Source organism: Hymenobacter puniceus (assembly GCF_014333525.1).
Lineage (GTDB): Bacteria > Bacteroidota > Bacteroidia > Cytophagales > Hymenobacteraceae > Hymenobacter.
This window is the reverse complement of record NZ_JACSCX010000003.1, coordinates 686189-702319: the sequence shown is the minus strand read 5'-3', so window position 1 is coordinate 702319 and position 16131 is coordinate 686189. Positions and strand designations below refer to the sequence as shown.

General features: G+C 59.9%; 14 protein-coding genes and 1 pseudogene. 13 read left to right on the top strand and 2 right to left on the bottom strand.

The genetic code is table 11. The features are described from left to right. The first annotated feature begins 123 nt into the window (after nt 1-123). The 3 genes and pseudogenes from H8B14_RS11620 (at nt 124) to H8B14_RS11610 (ending at nt 3308) form a co-directional block, all read left to right on the top strand. On the top strand, nt 124-1176 hold the full coding sequence (locus tag H8B14_RS11620; RefSeq protein ID WP_187315796.1) for a serine hydrolase domain-containing protein: 1053 nt from the start codon (nt 124-126) through the stop codon (nt 1174-1176). A gap of 57 nt (nt 1177-1233) precedes the next feature. Further along, nucleotides 1234-2112: pseudogene (locus H8B14_RS21135) on the top strand (aldo/keto reductase). A gap of 77 nt (nt 2113-2189) precedes the next feature. Then, the gene (locus H8B14_RS11610) at nt 2190-3308 is read left to right on the top strand and encodes an OmpA family protein (RefSeq protein WP_187315795.1); all 1119 of its coding nucleotides are present in this window, start codon (nt 2190-2192) and stop codon (nt 3306-3308) included. Between the two features lie 117 nt (nt 3309-3425). On the opposite strand, the gene H8B14_RS11605 is transcribed toward H8B14_RS11610, so the two are convergent. Next, nucleotides 3426-3923, bottom strand: a complete 498-nt coding sequence (locus H8B14_RS11605; protein ID WP_187315794.1) for a hypothetical protein — start codon at nt 3921-3923, stop codon at nt 3426-3428. A gap of 258 nt (nt 3924-4181) precedes the next feature. Between H8B14_RS11605 and H8B14_RS11600 the strand changes: the two genes are divergently transcribed. The 6 genes from H8B14_RS11600 to H8B14_RS11580 all read left to right on the top strand — a co-directional run bounded on the left by H8B14_RS11600 (nt 4182) and on the right by H8B14_RS11580 (nt 10843). Beyond that, a complete protein-coding gene (locus H8B14_RS11600; RefSeq protein ID WP_187315793.1) occupies nt 4182-5180 on the top strand; it encodes an alpha/beta hydrolase in 999 nt (332 codons plus the stop codon). Between the two features lie 170 nt (nt 5181-5350). Then, nucleotides 5351-5485 carry a hypothetical protein gene (locus H8B14_RS21130; RefSeq protein ID WP_261989973.1) on the top strand — a complete coding sequence of 45 codons (135 nt, stop codon included), beginning with the start codon at nt 5351-5353 and terminating at the stop codon, nt 5483-5485. Nucleotides 5486-5739: 254 nt separating this feature from the next. Beyond that, nucleotides 5740-6375: an FKBP-type peptidyl-prolyl cis-trans isomerase gene (locus tag H8B14_RS11595; RefSeq protein ID WP_187315792.1), complete on the top strand. Its 636-nt coding sequence runs from the start codon at nt 5740-5742 to the stop codon at nt 6373-6375. 101 nt (nt 6376-6476) lie between these two features. Beyond that, complete coding sequence (locus H8B14_RS11590) at nt 6477-7031, top strand: hypothetical protein (protein WP_187315791.1); 555 nt, start codon at nt 6477-6479, stop codon at nt 7029-7031. A gap of 121 nt (nt 7032-7152) precedes the next feature. Beyond that, nucleotides 7153-9087 (top strand): KUP/HAK/KT family potassium transporter, encoded by a 1935-nt coding sequence (locus H8B14_RS11585; RefSeq protein WP_187315790.1) that lies wholly within the window; start codon nt 7153-7155, stop codon nt 9085-9087. Between the two features lie 190 nt (nt 9088-9277). Continuing rightward, the gene (locus tag H8B14_RS11580; protein ID WP_187315789.1) at nt 9278-10843 is read left to right on the top strand and encodes a S8 family serine peptidase; all 1566 of its coding nucleotides are present in this window, start codon (nt 9278-9280) and stop codon (nt 10841-10843) included. A 152-nt stretch (nt 10844-10995) separates the two neighbouring features. On the opposite strand, the gene H8B14_RS11575 is transcribed toward H8B14_RS11580, so the two are convergent. Beyond that, a complete protein-coding gene (locus H8B14_RS11575) occupies nt 10996-12801 on the bottom strand; it encodes a M61 family metallopeptidase (RefSeq protein WP_261989972.1) in 1806 nt (601 codons plus the stop codon). Nucleotides 12802-12939: 138 nt separating this feature from the next. Here H8B14_RS11575 and H8B14_RS11570 point away from each other — a divergent pair, with 138 nt between their 5' ends. The 4 genes from H8B14_RS11570 (at nt 12940) to H8B14_RS11555 (ending at nt 16075) form a co-directional block, all read left to right on the top strand. Then, on the top strand, nt 12940-13488 hold the full coding sequence (locus H8B14_RS11570; RefSeq protein ID WP_187315788.1) for a C40 family peptidase: 549 nt from the start codon (nt 12940-12942) through the stop codon (nt 13486-13488). A 792-nt stretch (nt 13489-14280) separates the two neighbouring features. Next, on the top strand, nt 14281-14721 hold the full coding sequence (locus H8B14_RS11565; RefSeq protein ID WP_187315787.1) for a DUF2147 domain-containing protein: 441 nt from the start codon (nt 14281-14283) through the stop codon (nt 14719-14721). Between the two features lie 135 nt (nt 14722-14856). Continuing rightward, nucleotides 14857-15291 carry a DUF2147 domain-containing protein gene (locus H8B14_RS11560; RefSeq protein ID WP_187315786.1) on the top strand — a complete coding sequence of 145 codons (435 nt, stop codon included), beginning with the start codon at nt 14857-14859 and terminating at the stop codon, nt 15289-15291. A 151-nt stretch (nt 15292-15442) separates the two neighbouring features. After that, nucleotides 15443-16075: a hypothetical protein gene (locus tag H8B14_RS11555; protein ID WP_187315785.1), complete on the top strand. Its 633-nt coding sequence runs from the start codon at nt 15443-15445 to the stop codon at nt 16073-16075. Nucleotides 16076-16131: the final 56 nt, after the last annotated feature.

The following is a 16131-nucleotide window of genomic DNA, read 5'->3' as shown; positions in this document are numbered from 1 at the left end:
ATATGGGCCTCATTTCGAGGATCTGCGCCTTCGGTAGCGCCTGCCAAGTGGTTCTGCGGACGCCGCTGTCCACTAGCTGCATTACCATTATCTTGCCCGGGTTCCGTATCCAGACTATCGTTTATGCTTCGTTTCCTATTCTGGCTGCTGCTGTCTTTGCCGGCCGCCGGCTATGCCCAGCGTACTATTCCCCGGCTGCTCGATGCCGAATACAAAGCTGGCCACTTCAATGGCACGGTGCTGGTAGCACAGGAGGGCAAGGTCGTTTCCCGCGTTAGCAAGGGGCTGGCCAACCTGCAGTTTGCAGTGCCCATCAGCCCTACTACCCGCTTCCCGATTGCCTCGATGAGCAAAACGTTTACGGCCATTCTGGTGCTGCAGCTCTGCCAGAATGGCCAGCTCAGGCTCGCCGACAAAGCAGCCACGTACCTGCCCGAGCTGCCGGCCAACTGCCAGCACATCACCGTGGCAGAGCTACTAACGCATTACTCGGGTCTGAAAAACGAACCCCTTGAGGCGTACAAAGCAGCCTACTCCCCGGCCGAGTACGTTGCCCGGTTTGCGGCACTACGGGAAACCGGTAAGCCGGCCGGCTTCAACTACAATAATGTCGATTACGTGGTACTGACCCGCATTCTGGAGGTAATAACGAAGAAACCTTTCGCCCAACTGCTGCACGACAACATTCTGGGGCCGCTGCGCATGACCAATTCCGGGGTGGTGCAGGCGGCACGCGTGATTCCGCAGCTGGCCTACGGCTACCACAACTACACGTTTGGCGCGGGCACGGCCAACGACACGCTCCAGAACGACCTGCTGGTGCACATGGCTAACTACGCCGGGGCTGGCGCCATCTATTCCACCACCGACGATTTGCTGAAGCTCGTGCTGGGCTTACGCCACCACACGCTGCTGTCGGCCGCAGGCATGGCCGCGCTGCTACGGCCGCAGCAACCCGCTTTTCTGGACTATGCCCGCGGCTACCCCACCATGGGCTTCTACTACAACGACAAAACGTTTCCACAGCCGGTTCTCGAACGCCGGGGTAGTATCAACGGTTTCAATTCTGTGCTTCTCACTGACCCTGATTTCCGTCGTGTCGTCATTCTGCTGACCAACACCGACACGGCCGACCTGGAAGTACTCGCCGACCAGGTGTATCGCCTGCCGCGCTAAACAATTTACCCGCCAGCGCTCTATTTCTGCATCTTCTATCCGGTTTTTCCATCCGACATGCATCCCACTACCATCACCATTGCTCCACACTCCAACCAGCCGCTCACCGTTGCGCGGCTGGGCTACGGCACCATGCGCCTGCCGGGCCCCGACGTATGGGGCGAACCAGCCAACCGCTTTGAGGCCCTGCAGATTTTGCGCGAAGCCGTAGACGCGGGCGTCAATTTTCTGGACACGGCCGACTACTACGGCGAAGACGTGACCAACCGCCTGCTACGCGAAGCGCTGCACCCCTACCCGGCCGACCTGGTTATCTGCACCAAAGTGGGCGCCACCCGCCGCCCCGACAAAAGCTGGGTGCCCTATAACCGCCCCGAGCAGCTGCGCGCCAGCATTGAAAACAACCTGCGCACATTAGGCTAGGAGCAGATTCAGCTGGTGCACCTGCGCCTGATGGGCGCGGGCCCGGTTCCGTTTGATGAGCAGTTGGGTGCCATGTTTGCGCTGCAGCGCGAGGGCAAGATCCTGCACGTAGGGCTGAGCAACGTCTCACGGGCTGAGTTGGAAGCCGGCCTTGTGCTGGGGCCCATTGCTACCGTCGAGAACATGTATGGCCACGCCCAGCGTACCACGCTGGTGCATCCGCATGGCGCCAACCCCGGCGGCGCGGAAGTGCTGGATTTGTGCGAGCAGCACGGTATCCCACTCGTTCCGTTCTTCTCGCTGCTGCACGCCTTGCCCCAGGCCGATACCCGCGTGGCAGAGGTAGCCCGCCAGCACAATGCCACCGAAGCTCAGCTGAATCTGGCATGGCTGCTGCACAAGTCACCCTGGATTCTGCCCATTCCAGGCACCTCCCGGCTCGCGCACCTGCGCGAAAACCTGGCCGCCGCCACTATTCAGCTGAGTGCCGAGGACATGGCATATCTGGAGTAAGCGCCCCGCGGGCAGCTGGTTGCAACCTGAGCCTCCCCGGCCCGACTCTTTCCGGCAAATCCGTTTTATTTCGTGGCATGAAACGCAGCTTTTGGTTGATGGTGCTGGCTTTGCTGAGCCTGGCACCCGCATATGCCCAATCCCTGACGGGCGAATGGCAGGGCGTAGAAACCGATACCGGGGAGCCGGGCGCCGTGTGGCCGGCCGTGCTGCGGCTGCAGAAAAGCAGCGGCCCCAACTTGTTTGGCGTGCTCTACCAGGAAGTAGGCGGCGAGCCTGGCGTGTCGGCTACGTTTCAGATGGCCGGTACGCGCACCGCCACCGGGTTGCGTTTGGAGCACGTCCGCAAGCTCACTGAAACTGGCAGCACTCCTTTCTCCTATTGGTGCGAGGGCTCCATCACCTTCACCTACGACCCCACTCAGGAAAAACTGACGGGCCGCGCCACCTATGCGCCCCTCGGCGACTGTGACAAAGGCACGCTCACGTTTTACCGCATCAGGCTGCAGTCGGCCGCTACGGTGCCGGCCGGCGCTGCCACCACGTTGCGCGTGTCGGGCCGCAACGTGCTCTGGTACGCCGATGCCAGCCTGAAACAGCCGATAGCCACCGGCAACACGTACCGTACCACCCTCAACAAAACCACCACCTTCTACCTGAGGCAGAGCTACTACCCCACCCGCCAGAGCACGGCGGTGCCCATCACCATCCAGGTGGCCGGAACGCCTTCAGTGCCAGTGCCAGCCTCAAGTCCGGTAGCTCAGGTGGCGCCACTAGTGCCCTTAGCGCCACGTGCCGTGGAGGTGCCTCCCACCGATACACCCCGGCCGGCACCGGCCAGCCCTGCAGCGCCCGTCTTATCGGCGGCACCCGTAGCACTGCCTACCGTGTTATTTAAGCTGGGCACGGCCGAGCTATTGCCCGAAAGCCAGCCTGCCCTGCAGCAGCTAGCCACTGAGCTACTGGCCCGCCCCACCCTACGCCTGCGCGTGGCCGGCCACACCGACCGGATTGGGGAGCCCCAGAAAAACCAGGTTTTATCAGAGCAGCGGGCCGAAGCCGTGAAGCAGCAGCTGGTGCAGCTGGGCGTAGCGGCGGCGCGCATCAGTACCACCGGCTACGGCGACGCCCGCCCGCTTCACCCCTCACCGGATGCCCGCAACCGCCGCGTGGAAGTGTCGGCCGAGCCAGAGTAATGTTGCTGAACGCAAGCACCACGGCCGGGCATAACCGGCCTGCAACAGCCAGCGGCTACCTCTACAATCAGAGGCAGCCACTGGCTATTGCTGACAGCTCCTGCCGACAAAAACTTCTTATTTAGCTGGCACTGGCTGGGCGGCCGGCTGGCGGCGCTGCTCTTCTTTCTGATAGAAAGCCAACTCCTGCTGGTAAGGGGCGTAGTTCCAGTCGGGGCGGGCGGTGGCGGCCGTGCGGGCGGCCGTGGTCAGGGCCGTTAGTTGCTCCGGCGTCAGCACCGAGGCAGTGGAGTCGGCCAGCAGAGCCTGATGGCGCTGCTCCAACAGAGCTTCCAGGGCTTGAATCTCGGGGCCACCTTTGCCTTTGAAGGTTTCCGGGGCTGTGCGTTTGCGCTGGATACTCTGCCCATGGTAGCTGAACAGCGTAACGCCCCGGCCCAGCGTCGGCGTAGCAGCAGCCCCTTCAGCTTTTGGAGCGGCGGCTTTCGCCTTTTTCTGCCGGGCAGCCAGCGTTGCCACCGACACGGCGGCCCGGGTTCCGCCCATTATCAGCCCAATCTGCGCTTGCGCCTGCTGGATGGTAAGCACTGCTGCGAGAGTAAAGATGTACTTCATATAAGAGAAAAAACGGTAGCGTTAGAAGCACGCAAGCTACGCAAGAATTCAGCTTCATCAGAGCCTGAATGTTGGGTTAAACGACGAAAAGACAACGACGCAATCTGCACTTCAGGGCAGCTGCGGCACCAGGTCTTCTCACAGATTAAGAGCCGACCGGGAATCCGCGAATCAGGTTCCGGCCAGCCTGTTGGCTACAGCCGGGCCGTAAGCTGTAGTTTAGAGGCATCATCCTCGTCTTTATTGTCTGCCTGCCATATGCTGCGCCCCATCTTTTTCCTGCGTTCTGCTATAGTGCTGCTAGCCGGAGTGCTGTGGCCATGCGCCGCCAGCGCCCAGCAGCCCGCTGTTCCCCGCGACACGTCGTTCACCACGTACAGCGCCTATACCAAAGCCAAAGTCCAGCACCCTACTATTAGTATTGCCCGGCCGCCGGTTCCCAATTCCATCCGCAGCCAGAACAACCTCTCCTACTGCACCGAAAACGGGCGTAGTCTGCAGCTGGACGTGTTTTACCCAAGAAAGGCTAAGCGACGCCAGACGTTTCCGGGGGTGCTGATTGTGCATGGCGGGGGGTGGCGCTCCGGCGACCGGAGCCAGCATGTGCCGCTAGCCCAACAGTTGGCGGCGCGAGGGTTTGTGGCTGTTACGGCCGAGTACCGCCTGTCGGCAGAAGCCCCCTACCCGGCCGCCGTACAGGACCTGAAAGCGGCCGTGCGGTGGATGCGCGCCCACGCCCGCTCCTACGCCCTGGATACCAGCCGCGTGGCAGTGTGGGGCTTTTCGGCGGGTGGCCAGCTGGCGGCCCTTGTGGGGGCTACCAACCGCAACCCGCTCTACGAAACGGGCACCTGCTTCCGCACTTACTCCAGCAGCGTACAGGCAATCGTGGATGTGGATGGCATCCTGGCGTTCCTGCACCCAGAGTCAGGCGAGGGCGACGACAGCAAAAGTGTTTCGGCGGCCACACAGTGGTTTGGCAGCAACAAGCTCAGCCGCCCCGACCTGTGGCAGCAGGGCTCTGCGCTCAGCTATGCAGGCCTCAACACGCCACCCACCCTGTTTATCAACAGCGGCGTGGCGCGCATGCACGCCGGCCGCGACGATATGATGCGCCAGCTTACGGCGGGGGGCATCTACACGGAATTGCACCAGTTCCCGGAAGCTCCACACCCGTTTCCACTGTTCAACCCCTGGTTTACGCCCACCCTCAACTACACCGTAAACTTTCTGAAAAAGGTGTTCCTTATTCCCTGATGGCAAGCAAGCGGCGGAGCTGTTAGCCTGGCCACCGTGGAGAGAATAGCCTGCTCGTAGCAGATAAGCCGCAGGCAACAAATATATGATGCTTGCATAACAATTTATCAATGCAGCCGTATTACCTTTGTAGCCATCAAGCTGATTTGCATTTACATAGAACCTTTGCCATGAAAAAGAGCACTGTCGCCTTCTCCTCACTGCTGGTCCTAGGGAGCCTTGGCTCGTTGAGCTACCTGGCGGCTCAGGTCCTGGACCTGAACCTGTTTTTTGATCTTCGCGACGAAGAGGAGCTGCACTTTTAAGCAGCCGCTTTTTTGCTGTCTTCTACGAACCCTGCCCTGCGGCAGGGTTCGTTTGGTTTAGCGCTCCGCACAAACCCTGATTCAGAATCAGGAGTTTAGCAGATTCAGCACAAAAAACCACATCCATTCCCGGCTGTTTTCGGTACTTCACAGTCTGGAAGCCCACGGTGGGCTCTGGTATCTCTCATCGGCTGTTCTTTGGGCCGGGTGGCGTAGCGCCGCCTCGGTCCGGCGTCAGCCACATTCACTGATTTATGAACCTGAGTAGCCTCAAAGAGCAGATCAGCTACATCATCGGGCGCGACATGGCCCGTAATTTCTCCCAGCAGGGCCTGGACCTGGACGTTGACATTCTGGCGGCCAGCATGAAGGAAGGCCTGAGCGGTGAGCCCAGCCGCCTCAGCCAAGAGCAGGTGCAGGAAGCCATGATGCAGCTGCAGCAGCAGATGGGTGGCGCTGAAGAAGACGATGACGACACTTCAAACGACGGAGCGATGAACAACAACAAAGCAGAAGGCGAGGCATTCCTGGCCGAAAACAAAAGCAAGCCCGGCATCACGACGCTGCCCAGCGGCCTGCAGTATGAAGTGCTGACCGAAGGCAGCGGCCGCAAGCCCGGCCCTACTTCGCAGGTAACCACCCATTACCACGGCACCCTGCTCAACGGCAACGTATTCGACAGCTCCTACCAGCGCGGCCAGCCGGCTACGTTTGGCGTAAACCAGGTAATTGCGGGCTGGACAGAGGCGCTGCAGCTGATGCCGGAGGGCTCGAAATGGCGCCTCTACATCCCGTCGGATATGGCGTATGGCAAGCGTGGTGCCGGCCGCGACATCGGACCGGACTCGGCACTTATCTTCGACGTTGAGTTGCTGAAGGTCAACAACTAATGTAACCGGTTTTTCGCCCGGCTACTGTGGCAGCTGCCGCCCCGCCCGGGGCGCGCGGCAGCCACAGCAGCCGGGCGAACTTGTTGTAGCCCTGCCCTGCCGTGTCTGCTTCCTCTTCCGAAGACCTTTCGCCTGATTCTGCGATGCCACCGCAGCCTACCTATTCGCCTGCCCCGAACCCAGGGCCGTCCATACCGCTGCCCACCCTCCGTAGCGACGACGGTCGCCTGGTGCTCACCGACGATACGCTGCAAGTGAACGGGCAGCGCTATGCGCTGCTGGAGCTGGAGGCCGTGGAGGTACAGCACGTGCGGTGGCTGCTCTGGGTTCTGCTGGGCGGTTTCACGCTGGCGGGCTTCCTGCTGGGGCTGCTGCAGAACTGGGTGCGCACCATGCCGGCGGCGCTGGGCCTCACGGTGGGCGCGCTGCTGCTGGCCTGGGGCCAGCGCGGCACCAACCGCCTGCGCCTGCACCGCATAGGACGCGAAACAGCCAACTTTGCCTTGCCCGGTGAATTGTTTGACTGGCAGAAGCTGGTAGCGGAAACCAACCGCCGCATTCAGCGCCGCCAGGAAGAGGCGGCCCGGGCTGCTGCCGAGGCGCTGTGGGCCGCGCAGGCGGCCATGCTGCCGCCGGAACTGCCGCCGGCCGAGTGAGTGCTGCCAATTTTTATTTCGTCCCGGCTTTCTTTCCGCGTATTGCGTAAGGCCACGTTTGTGCGCCTTCCCCTACCTTTGGGCGCTTTTCCCGGCACCATTTCCTTCTCTTATTCCACACATGGACGCCAAACATTCGCACACGGCCATTTCTACGGCAGGTTTGCTCATTGCCCTCGGCATTATCTACGGGGACATTGGCACGTCACCGCTCTACGTAATGAAGGCCATTGTGCCGGAACAGATAACGCCGATGCTGGTTTACGGCGGCATCTCCTGCGTTTTCTGGACGCTTACGCTGCAAACCACCATCAAGTATGTGATGCTCACGCTCAACGCCGATAACAACGGGGAAGGCGGCATCTTTTCTTTGTACGCATTGGTGCGGCGGCGCGGGCCCTGGCTGTCGGCGGTAGCCATCATCGGGGGTTCAGCATTGCTGGCCGATGGGGTAATTACGCCGCCCATTTCAGTTTCCTCGGCTATTGAGGGCCTGGAAGCCGTGTATCCGGAAATTCCTACGGTGCCCATTGTTATTGGCATCATTGCCGGGCTGTTTTTGCTGCAAAGCTTTGGTACACAGATTGTAGGCAAGGCATTTGGCCCCATCATGTTCATCTGGTTTTCGATGCTGGCAACTCTGGGTATCAGCGGCATTATGCAGCACCCGGAGATTCTGAAGGCCCTCAACCCATACTACGCCTACGATCTGCTGGTTAATTATCCGGGAGGCTTCTGGCTGCTGGGCGCGGTGTTTTTGTGCACCACCGGAGCCGAGGCGTTGTATTCCGACCTGGGGCACTGCGGCAAAGGCAACATTCGTATCAGCTGGATATTCGTTAAAACCTGTTTGGTGCTCAACTACATGGGCCAGGGCGGCTGGCTACTGGCGCATCAGGGCGAAATGCTTAACAAGCGCAACCCGTTCTATGAGTTGATGCCGGAGTGGTTTCTGCTTATCGGTATCGGCATTGCTACCATTGCCGCCATTATTGCCTCGCAGGCCCTCATTACGGGCTCGTTTACGCTGGTAGCAGAAGCCATCCGCCTGAATATGTGGCCCAAAGTGAAGCTCAACTATCCGACCGATGTGAAAGGCCAGCTGTTTGTGCCCAGCATGAACCGCCTGCTGCTGCTGGGCTGCGTAGCGGTAGTGCTGTACTTCAAAAAGTCGGAGAATATGGAAGCTGCCTATGGCCTGGCCATTACGCTGACTATGCTCATGACCACAGTGCTGCTCACCATCTGGCTGCGCACCAAGCGGGTGCCGCTGCCGGCCATTGCGCTGTTTGTGCTGGTATATGGCGCCATTGAGGGCTCTTTCCTGATTGCCAACCTGATTAAATTCCCGCACGGCGGCTGGGTGTCGCTGGCTATTGGAGCGGCCCTGATGGGGGTAATGTATGTGTGGCTGCGGGCGTATTACATCAAGCGCCGCCTCACGGAATTTGTGAAGATTGAGCCGTACATGGAGGCGCTCAAAGAGCTGTCCAACGACGAAACCGTACCGAAGTATTCCACCCATCTGGTGTTCATGACATCGGCAGAGCGGGCGTCGGAAATTGAGAGCAAGATCATCTACTCCATCTTCCAGAAGCGCCCCAAGCGGGCTGACATCTACTGGTTTGTGCACGTAGACACCACCGACGAGCCGTATACGATGGAGTACAAGGTGGTAGAGCTGGCCCCTGATGACGCCTTCCGTATCACGTTCCGGCTGGGCTTCCGCGTCGAGCAGCGCATCAACCTCTACTTCCGTAAGGTGGTGGAAGACCTGGTGCGCAACAAGGAAGTGGACATTACTTCCCGCTACGAGTCGCTAAGCAAGCAGCACGTCACCGGCGACTTCCGCTTCGTGGTGCTGGAGAAATTCCTGTCGGTGGAAAACGAGTTTCCGTGGGTGGAGAAGCTGGTTATGCAGGCCTACTTCTACATCAAGCAGTTCATTGCCTCCGAAGACAAATATTTCGGCCTCGATACCAGTTCCGTGAAAGTGGAGAAGGTTCCGCTGGTTATTACGCCGGTGCACGATGTAGCCCTGAAACGTATATCCTAGCGCCAGCCGCTGCGCCCACTTTACCTTGCTTGGAAGAGCCTCACTGCCAGTCAGTGAGGCTTTTTTATGTTGTAACAATTTCCGGAATCCGGCCCTGAAAAATTAGGCAAGCCGAATACTTGCATTTAGCCCGGATTTTCCTTCCCTTCAGGTATCGTTCTTTTTCCACAACCCAAACTCCCCCAAGCGTATGCATACTTCTACCCTATCTGGCGCAGTGCTGGCGGCGCTGCTACTGGCGGCCTGCCAGCGCCAGCCCGATGAACAACTGGCCCCGCAACCGGAAGCCGAGCCCACCGAGGCCCTCACCACCCAGCAACTCGACGAGCAGATACTGGCGCGGCTGCGCGAAACCGGCAAGTTCGATTGGAACCAGGCCAGCGCCCACACCGTGTGGAGCGCCCTGCGCCGCTCCGACTATGTGCTGTCGGTCGGTTACCAGCCCGCGCGCTTCTCTGGCCAGCTGCCCGCCGATGCCGCCAGTAACCCTGCCTGGCAGCAGGCCCGCGCCCAGGTGCTGGCCCTCATCCTGGCCGAAGAGCAGAAAGCCCATCCGGAGCTGACGGTGACTGATTTGGTGGCATACGACGAAACCGTACTGCCGACACTCGATGTGACGGTACGAGAGCTGAGCACTATCAAAGCGCTGCGGGCCTCCGGCCTGGTGCGCTACGCCGAGCCCATGGGCTACGAACCCAACCGCCCCATGGCCAACAAAGGCGCGGCGGCACTCAGCAGCAGCGGCTGCGGCAGCAACACCGCCACTGCCGGCCTCGTAGCCGGCTCCGACTACACCGTGCTCAGCAACGGCAGCAAATCGTCGTGGAACCAGGCCGACCAGTACCACGGCGTACGCACCGCCTGGAACCAGAGCACCGGCCGGGGCGTGAAGGTGGTCATCATCGACTCAGGCAGCTCGGACGCGCAGGAAAACCTCGGCTCGGCCTTCAACCAAGGCCTCAGCTCGGGCCGCACCATTGAACGCCTCGTAACGATGCCCCGCAATACGATATTCGGCATCCCGTACGGCGACTACGAGACGCCCAATGACGGCTGCGGCCACGGTACCAGCATGGCCGGCGCCTGCGCTGCTCCCCGCGGCACCGACGGCGCCGCCGTGGGCATGGCCTACAATGCCAACCTGATTACGGTGCGTGCCGCCGAGGACGTGTTCCTGGACGCCAGCCGCGAAGTGAAGGGCGTTTCTGATGCCTTCATTCTGGCCGGCAACCGCGCCGACGTGCGCATCATCAGCATGAGCATGGGCCGCCTGACCAGCTCCGGCCAGATGACCGACGCCATCCGCTACGCCTACGGCCGGGGCAAGCTCATCTTCTGCGCTGCCGGCACCTCCTTCGACTGGAGCGCCGGCGTGGTGGGTGTCATCTACCCGGCTTCCCTGCCCGAAGCCGTGGCCATCACGGGCGTGAAAGACAACCTCACCAGCCGCTGCGACGAGTGCCACGTGGGCACCGACGTGGAGTTTACGGTGGTGATGCAGCGCACCAGCATCGACCGGCGGCCGCTCACGCTGGCCATGTCCGGCGACGCACCCAGCACCGTGGGTGGCTCATCGGTGGCTACGGCCAGCATGGCCGGCCTCACGGCGCTGGTCTGGGCCCGCTACCCCACCGAAACCCGCGCCCAGATCATGAGCCGGTTGGTGGCCGCCAGCTCCAACCGCACCGCCCGCAGCAGCAGCTTCGGCTGGGGCCGCGTGAACGTGGCTACAGCCGTAGGTGGGTTGGTTAATTAGGAATTAGCAGTTAAGAATTAAAAATGGGCCGTTCAATGACTTCACAACGAAGCGTTGAACGGCCCATTATCATAATCAAAAATGGGCTGTTCAACGACTTCGTGACGAAGTGCTGAACAGCCCATTTTTAATTACTAATTCTTAATTACTAATTAATTCTTCACCGTCAGCCACTTGGCCAGCACGGCTTGCTGCTCGGCAGTAGGGTTTTCCATCCGCTCGATGCGGTAGCGCTGCATGGTGCTGGCTTGCAGCGGGAAGCGCAGCTCCTGCAGCTGCCCATCGCGCGACACCAGCATCTTCACTTCCGAGCCCACGGCGCGGGCACTGAGCTGCTGGGCAGGATCGGTGGTAAGGCGGGCGCCGTCGAGGGCCAGGATTTCGTCGTTCACGTTCAGGCCGCCCTGCCAGGCACTGCCTTCGCGGCTGGTGCTGGTTACGGTGTATTTGCCGTTGGCGCTGCTGATGGTGGCGCCCAGAGCCGCTTCGGCAGGGGCTGGCGTAATGGTCAGCTTCAGGCCGGCATAGCCGAGGGCCGTGGCGTAGGGCAGCGTTTCGGTGCCGTACACGTGGCGGCGGAAGAAGTCATCGTAGCGGCGGCCGGCTACTTTGGCCACGGCCGCCTGGTATTCCTCGTCGGTGAAACCACGCTTCTTTTTCACGTAGTATTCGTCGTAGAGGTAACGCATCACGTCGTCGAGGTGCTTCTGGCCCTTGGTTTCGTTGATGATCATCAAATCCAGCACGGCCCCGATCAGCTCGCCCTTGTCGTAGTAGCTGATGCCGGTGTTGCTGGAGTTTTCGTTGGGCCGGTAGCCTTTAATCCAGGCGTCGAAGCTGCTTTCAGCGGCCGACTGCTGCTTGTTGCCGGGCGTGTTTTCCACGCGCGTGATGCCGTTGCTGGTGCTGGCCAGGTACTCATCCACGCTCACGAAGCCGGCGCGCTGCACCAGCAGGTCGCCGAAATAGCTGGTGCCGCCTTCGCTCACCCACAGCATACGCGTGTAGTTCTCGTTGTCGTAGTCGAACGGGCCAAGGGCCACAGGGCGGATGCGCTTCACGTTCCAGAGGTGGAAATACTCGTGCGCCACCAAGCCCAGGAAGCCTTTGTAGCCGGCGTCGGAAGCATACGCGTTGCGCGACACCGACAGCGTGGTGGAGTACAGATGCTCCAGGCCGCCCGTACCCCGGTCGATGTTGTGCACAATGAACAGGTAGCGGTCCAGCGGATTGCGGCCCACCACGCGGTGCGCTTCCTCGCACACCTTTTTCATGTCGGTCAGCAGCTTGGTTTCGTCGAGTTTTGCAGCCTGCCCGAACATGGCTACCGTGTGCGGCGTCCCGTTGGCCTCGAAGCTCAGCACCTTCTGATTGCCGATTTCAATGGGCGAGTCAGCCAACTCATCATAGCTTTCCGAGCGGAACGTATTGGGGGCGCCAGCGGGCTTCAGGCTGGTCGAAACCTGGGTCCAGCCGGTAGCGGGCTTCACTTCCAGCGTGCTGGGCAGCTGCTGGCCATCGGCTGGGTACATAAATACGCTGGTGCCGTTTACGTAGCCGTGGGCGGCATCCAGGAAGCTGGTGCGCACGCTCAACTCGTAGGCATATACCTTGTAGCGCACCGTGAAGCTGCTGGCTTTGGGGTGGTACACGCGCCAGGTATTTTTCGTAATTTTCTCGGTGCGCAGGTTTTCGCTGCCGGCCTGGGCCGTGAAGTTTTCCACGTGGCGGGCAAACTCGCGCACGAGGTAAGAGCCGGGGGCCCACACCGGCATTTTCAGGTCGGTGTAAGCCTTGCCAAAACCGCTCAGGCTGGTTTCAACTTCAAAGTAGTGGGTTTGGGGCGCGGGCATGGCCAGCGTGTAGCGCAGTACAGGAGCCGCCATGGCCGGGCCAAACTGGCTCAGCAGCAGCCCCAGCACCAGCGTCATCAGCACACGGGTACGAGAATGAGTCATGAAAAAAGAAGTGAATGAGGAGGTATGGTTGGGGCAAAGAACGGCGAAAAGTGGGCAGGGCTGCAACCTCTCCGGCGACAGCCAGGAAACTACGCGCTTAGCTCCACCGTTAGGAAGGTCCTCAACCCTGCTTCACTTATGCGCTACGTCTGGATTTCCTTTGTTGCGCTGGCGGCCCTGCTGGTCGGTGTATTTGCCTGGCCTGCCCGCACGCCTTCTGCTCCTGCAAACGAGCCCCGCACCTTGCCGGCCCGCCAGGTGGCACTAGTAACCAGCACACGCCCAACCCCTACCGCCGACAGCATCGTGACGTTTGCTATGCGCCAACTGGGTACCAACTACTGCTACGCCGGCAACACCCCCGAAACGGGCTTCGACTGCTCCGGCTTTGTGCAGTATGTGTTTCAGGAGTTCAAGGTGGCCATGCCGCACTCCACTTCCCTGCTTATTGCCGTGGGCCGACCCATAGCGCGCGAGCAGGCCCGCCGCGGCGATATTGTGGTGTTCACGGGTACGGCCGCCACATCTGCCACACCGGGCCACGCGGGCATTGTGGTTTCCCACCCGGGCCAGCCGCTGCGGTTCATTCATTCTTCGTCGGCACGGCGCGAGTCCGGCGTTAAAGTCAGCCAGGTGGAAGGCACCGACTATGAGCGCCGCTTTATGCAGGTACGGCGGGTGCTGTAGAGCAGTTGAGTAACTGAGTACTCGTTCTGTTTGAGCGTATTTGGTAATTCGAAAAGAACGTCCTGCTTGATCTGGCATCCGCTTGTCGAAGCGGCCTTACTGCTTCGACAGGCCCAGCAGGACCGCACCGATGTTTTTACATAACTCGAAGCACACGCTAACAGAACGAGTACCCAGTTACTCAACTGCTCAGTTATGCTATAAAAAAACGATGCCCGGCCGCCTGTGCAGTCCTCACAAGAGAGGCTGCTGGGCGAACCGGGCATCTAATCCTTCAAATCTTACCAAGCGACGAGTCTGGGGTACAGCCCCGCCATCCGTTGTGTAAGACCTTGCCAGAATGCGGGAAAAAGCCAAATAGAGCGTTTTTCCGCGCGAAAGCTGTTGTTAAGCGCGTTCGGCGGTGAGGCGAACTACATTCGACAGGCTTGGCAGGATTTGTTTGGGACTACTAGACATTTTGTACCTCCTTTCTTTACGTTCGACATAACCCCGGCCGCGCCTCCCAGCACCTTAGGGCTGCTTGGGCGGGGCTGTAGCACTCACTACGGTAGGTAAAGTTATAAGCCTGCCGGATGGTTCAAAATAAAAACCCCTTTTTTTAGAACGCCAGCGGCCTTTACCGGCCATACCTCTGACCATCAGGCGCTTTCTTTTCCAAGGCATACCAGTAAAAAGCCTGGCCTCAAACTTGCCACCCGTCTGGTCGGCAGTTTCGTATAGTTGGCATGCTTGCATGCAGGAGATTTGTCCTATCTTTTCCCACCTTTACCCATATTCCCATTCAACACCATGAAAAAATTCCTTTTCCTTTCCCTGATTTTCCTGTTCGGCGCCGTCCGGCTGGCTTCAGCACAAACCCTTTCTCCGCTGGGCACCTGGACCAACGAGGAAAAGAAGGCGACGTTCGAAATTTACAAGTGTGGCACCAAGCTATGCGGTAAAATCGTGACGCTGACTGTCCCGAATGATCCGGCAACCGGAAAGCCTAAAACCGACTCGCAGAACCCTAACCCAAAGCTGCGTACCCGTCCGCGGCTGGGCATGGTCTTCATGCAGGGCTTCGAGTACGACGATGCCAACAAGTGGGATGATGGCAAAATCTACGATCCGGAAAGCGGCAAAACGTATTCCTGCTACATGAAGATGATCAACGCCAACAGCATGGAAGTGAAAGGCTATATCGGCTTCTCCATGATTGGTAAGTCGCAGAACTGGACCCGCGTGAAATAGGCCTTTGTGCCATTGATTGCGTATACTTGACGACGCTTCCGCATTGCGGGGGCGTCGTTTTTTTGTTGCCTGTCCGGTACGCCCTGGTTTTAGGGGCGGACGGCGGGCCGGTTTTTTCTTACGATTTCCTGCCGCTTGAAATCCTTGTTGCTGAGTTTGATGATAAGCCTGTTGGCGCTGCTGCCTGCTGCGGCCCAAACGCCTCCGTTAGGCGTCTGGGCCGACGACACCGGTGACTCGCACATCGAGCTGTACCGCTGCGGCGAGCAGCTGTGCGGGCGCTTGGTGTGGCTGCGCGCGCCCACCGACGCCAACGGCAAGCCCCGCCTCGATGTACGCCACCCCAGTCCCGAGCGCCATACGCAGCCTCTGCAGAACCTGACGGTGCTCCAGCACCTGCGCTACAATGCCGAAACCGACCGCTGGGAGGACGGAGAAATCTATGATCCTGAAAATGGCCGCACGTACTCCTGCTACGTAGCGGCAGCTGGCAAAGACCGGCTGGAAGTGAAAGGCTATATCGGCTTCTCCCTGATCGGTAAAGCACACTATTGGCAGCGCGTGAAATAGCTGCTGCGGTAAGCCAGCAGTCTGAAGAGCATACCCCTCACGGATTTCGCTTTTTTGGACTGAAATTCGCTTTTCAGCAGCCAGCACTGCGCTGCGGCTCTCTAAACCATTTGCGGCGGCGGGTGTTCTTGCCTTATACACCCCTACCGTTTTGCTTGACTTTTTCAAACAGTTGTTTTCTCCGGGCGCTGCCACCCACTCCACGGACTGGCAGCCGCTGCACCGAACTGCGGCGCAGGAGCGCAACCGTGCCCGCTGGCTGGAACAGCAGGTATATCTGAACTGGGCGGGCCCTTACTTCAAAGCGTATCACTACAGCAAGGCCGGCATCACGGGCCAGCAGTTTCGGGTGCAGTTGCTGGAAGAAGCCGGCCGCCAGGGAGCCGTTCTGCTTTATGACCCCAGCATCGGTCCCGGAAACTTTCGCCACTTTTTCGACCTGCTGCGCGACCGGGTGCAGGCGCTGGGCTACAATGTTTCGGCTTCCGACCACCGCACCCTGCACCATGAGCGATACTCAGAAACCGTAGAAAAGCACTTCTTAAAGCCGCTACCAAACGACTGCACCGCCACAGGCCTCTGCAACCAGCGCTATGGCAATGTTATGGTGGATCTGGTGCGTGTGAACGGCCAGCCGGGATTTATTCGCCTGGTCAGCAACCCCTACCAGGACTCTTTTTTCACGCCCGCGCACAGCTTCGATGAACTGATGGCAGCCGTGCTGGACCTGCCGCCGGCCCCACCTGAGGTACAGGCGCTGGTCAAGGAATACTGGAAAGACTAGCCTGGCCTCGGCAACTTCATCACACAAAAAAAGCGGCCCGTCTGTACAGACGGGCC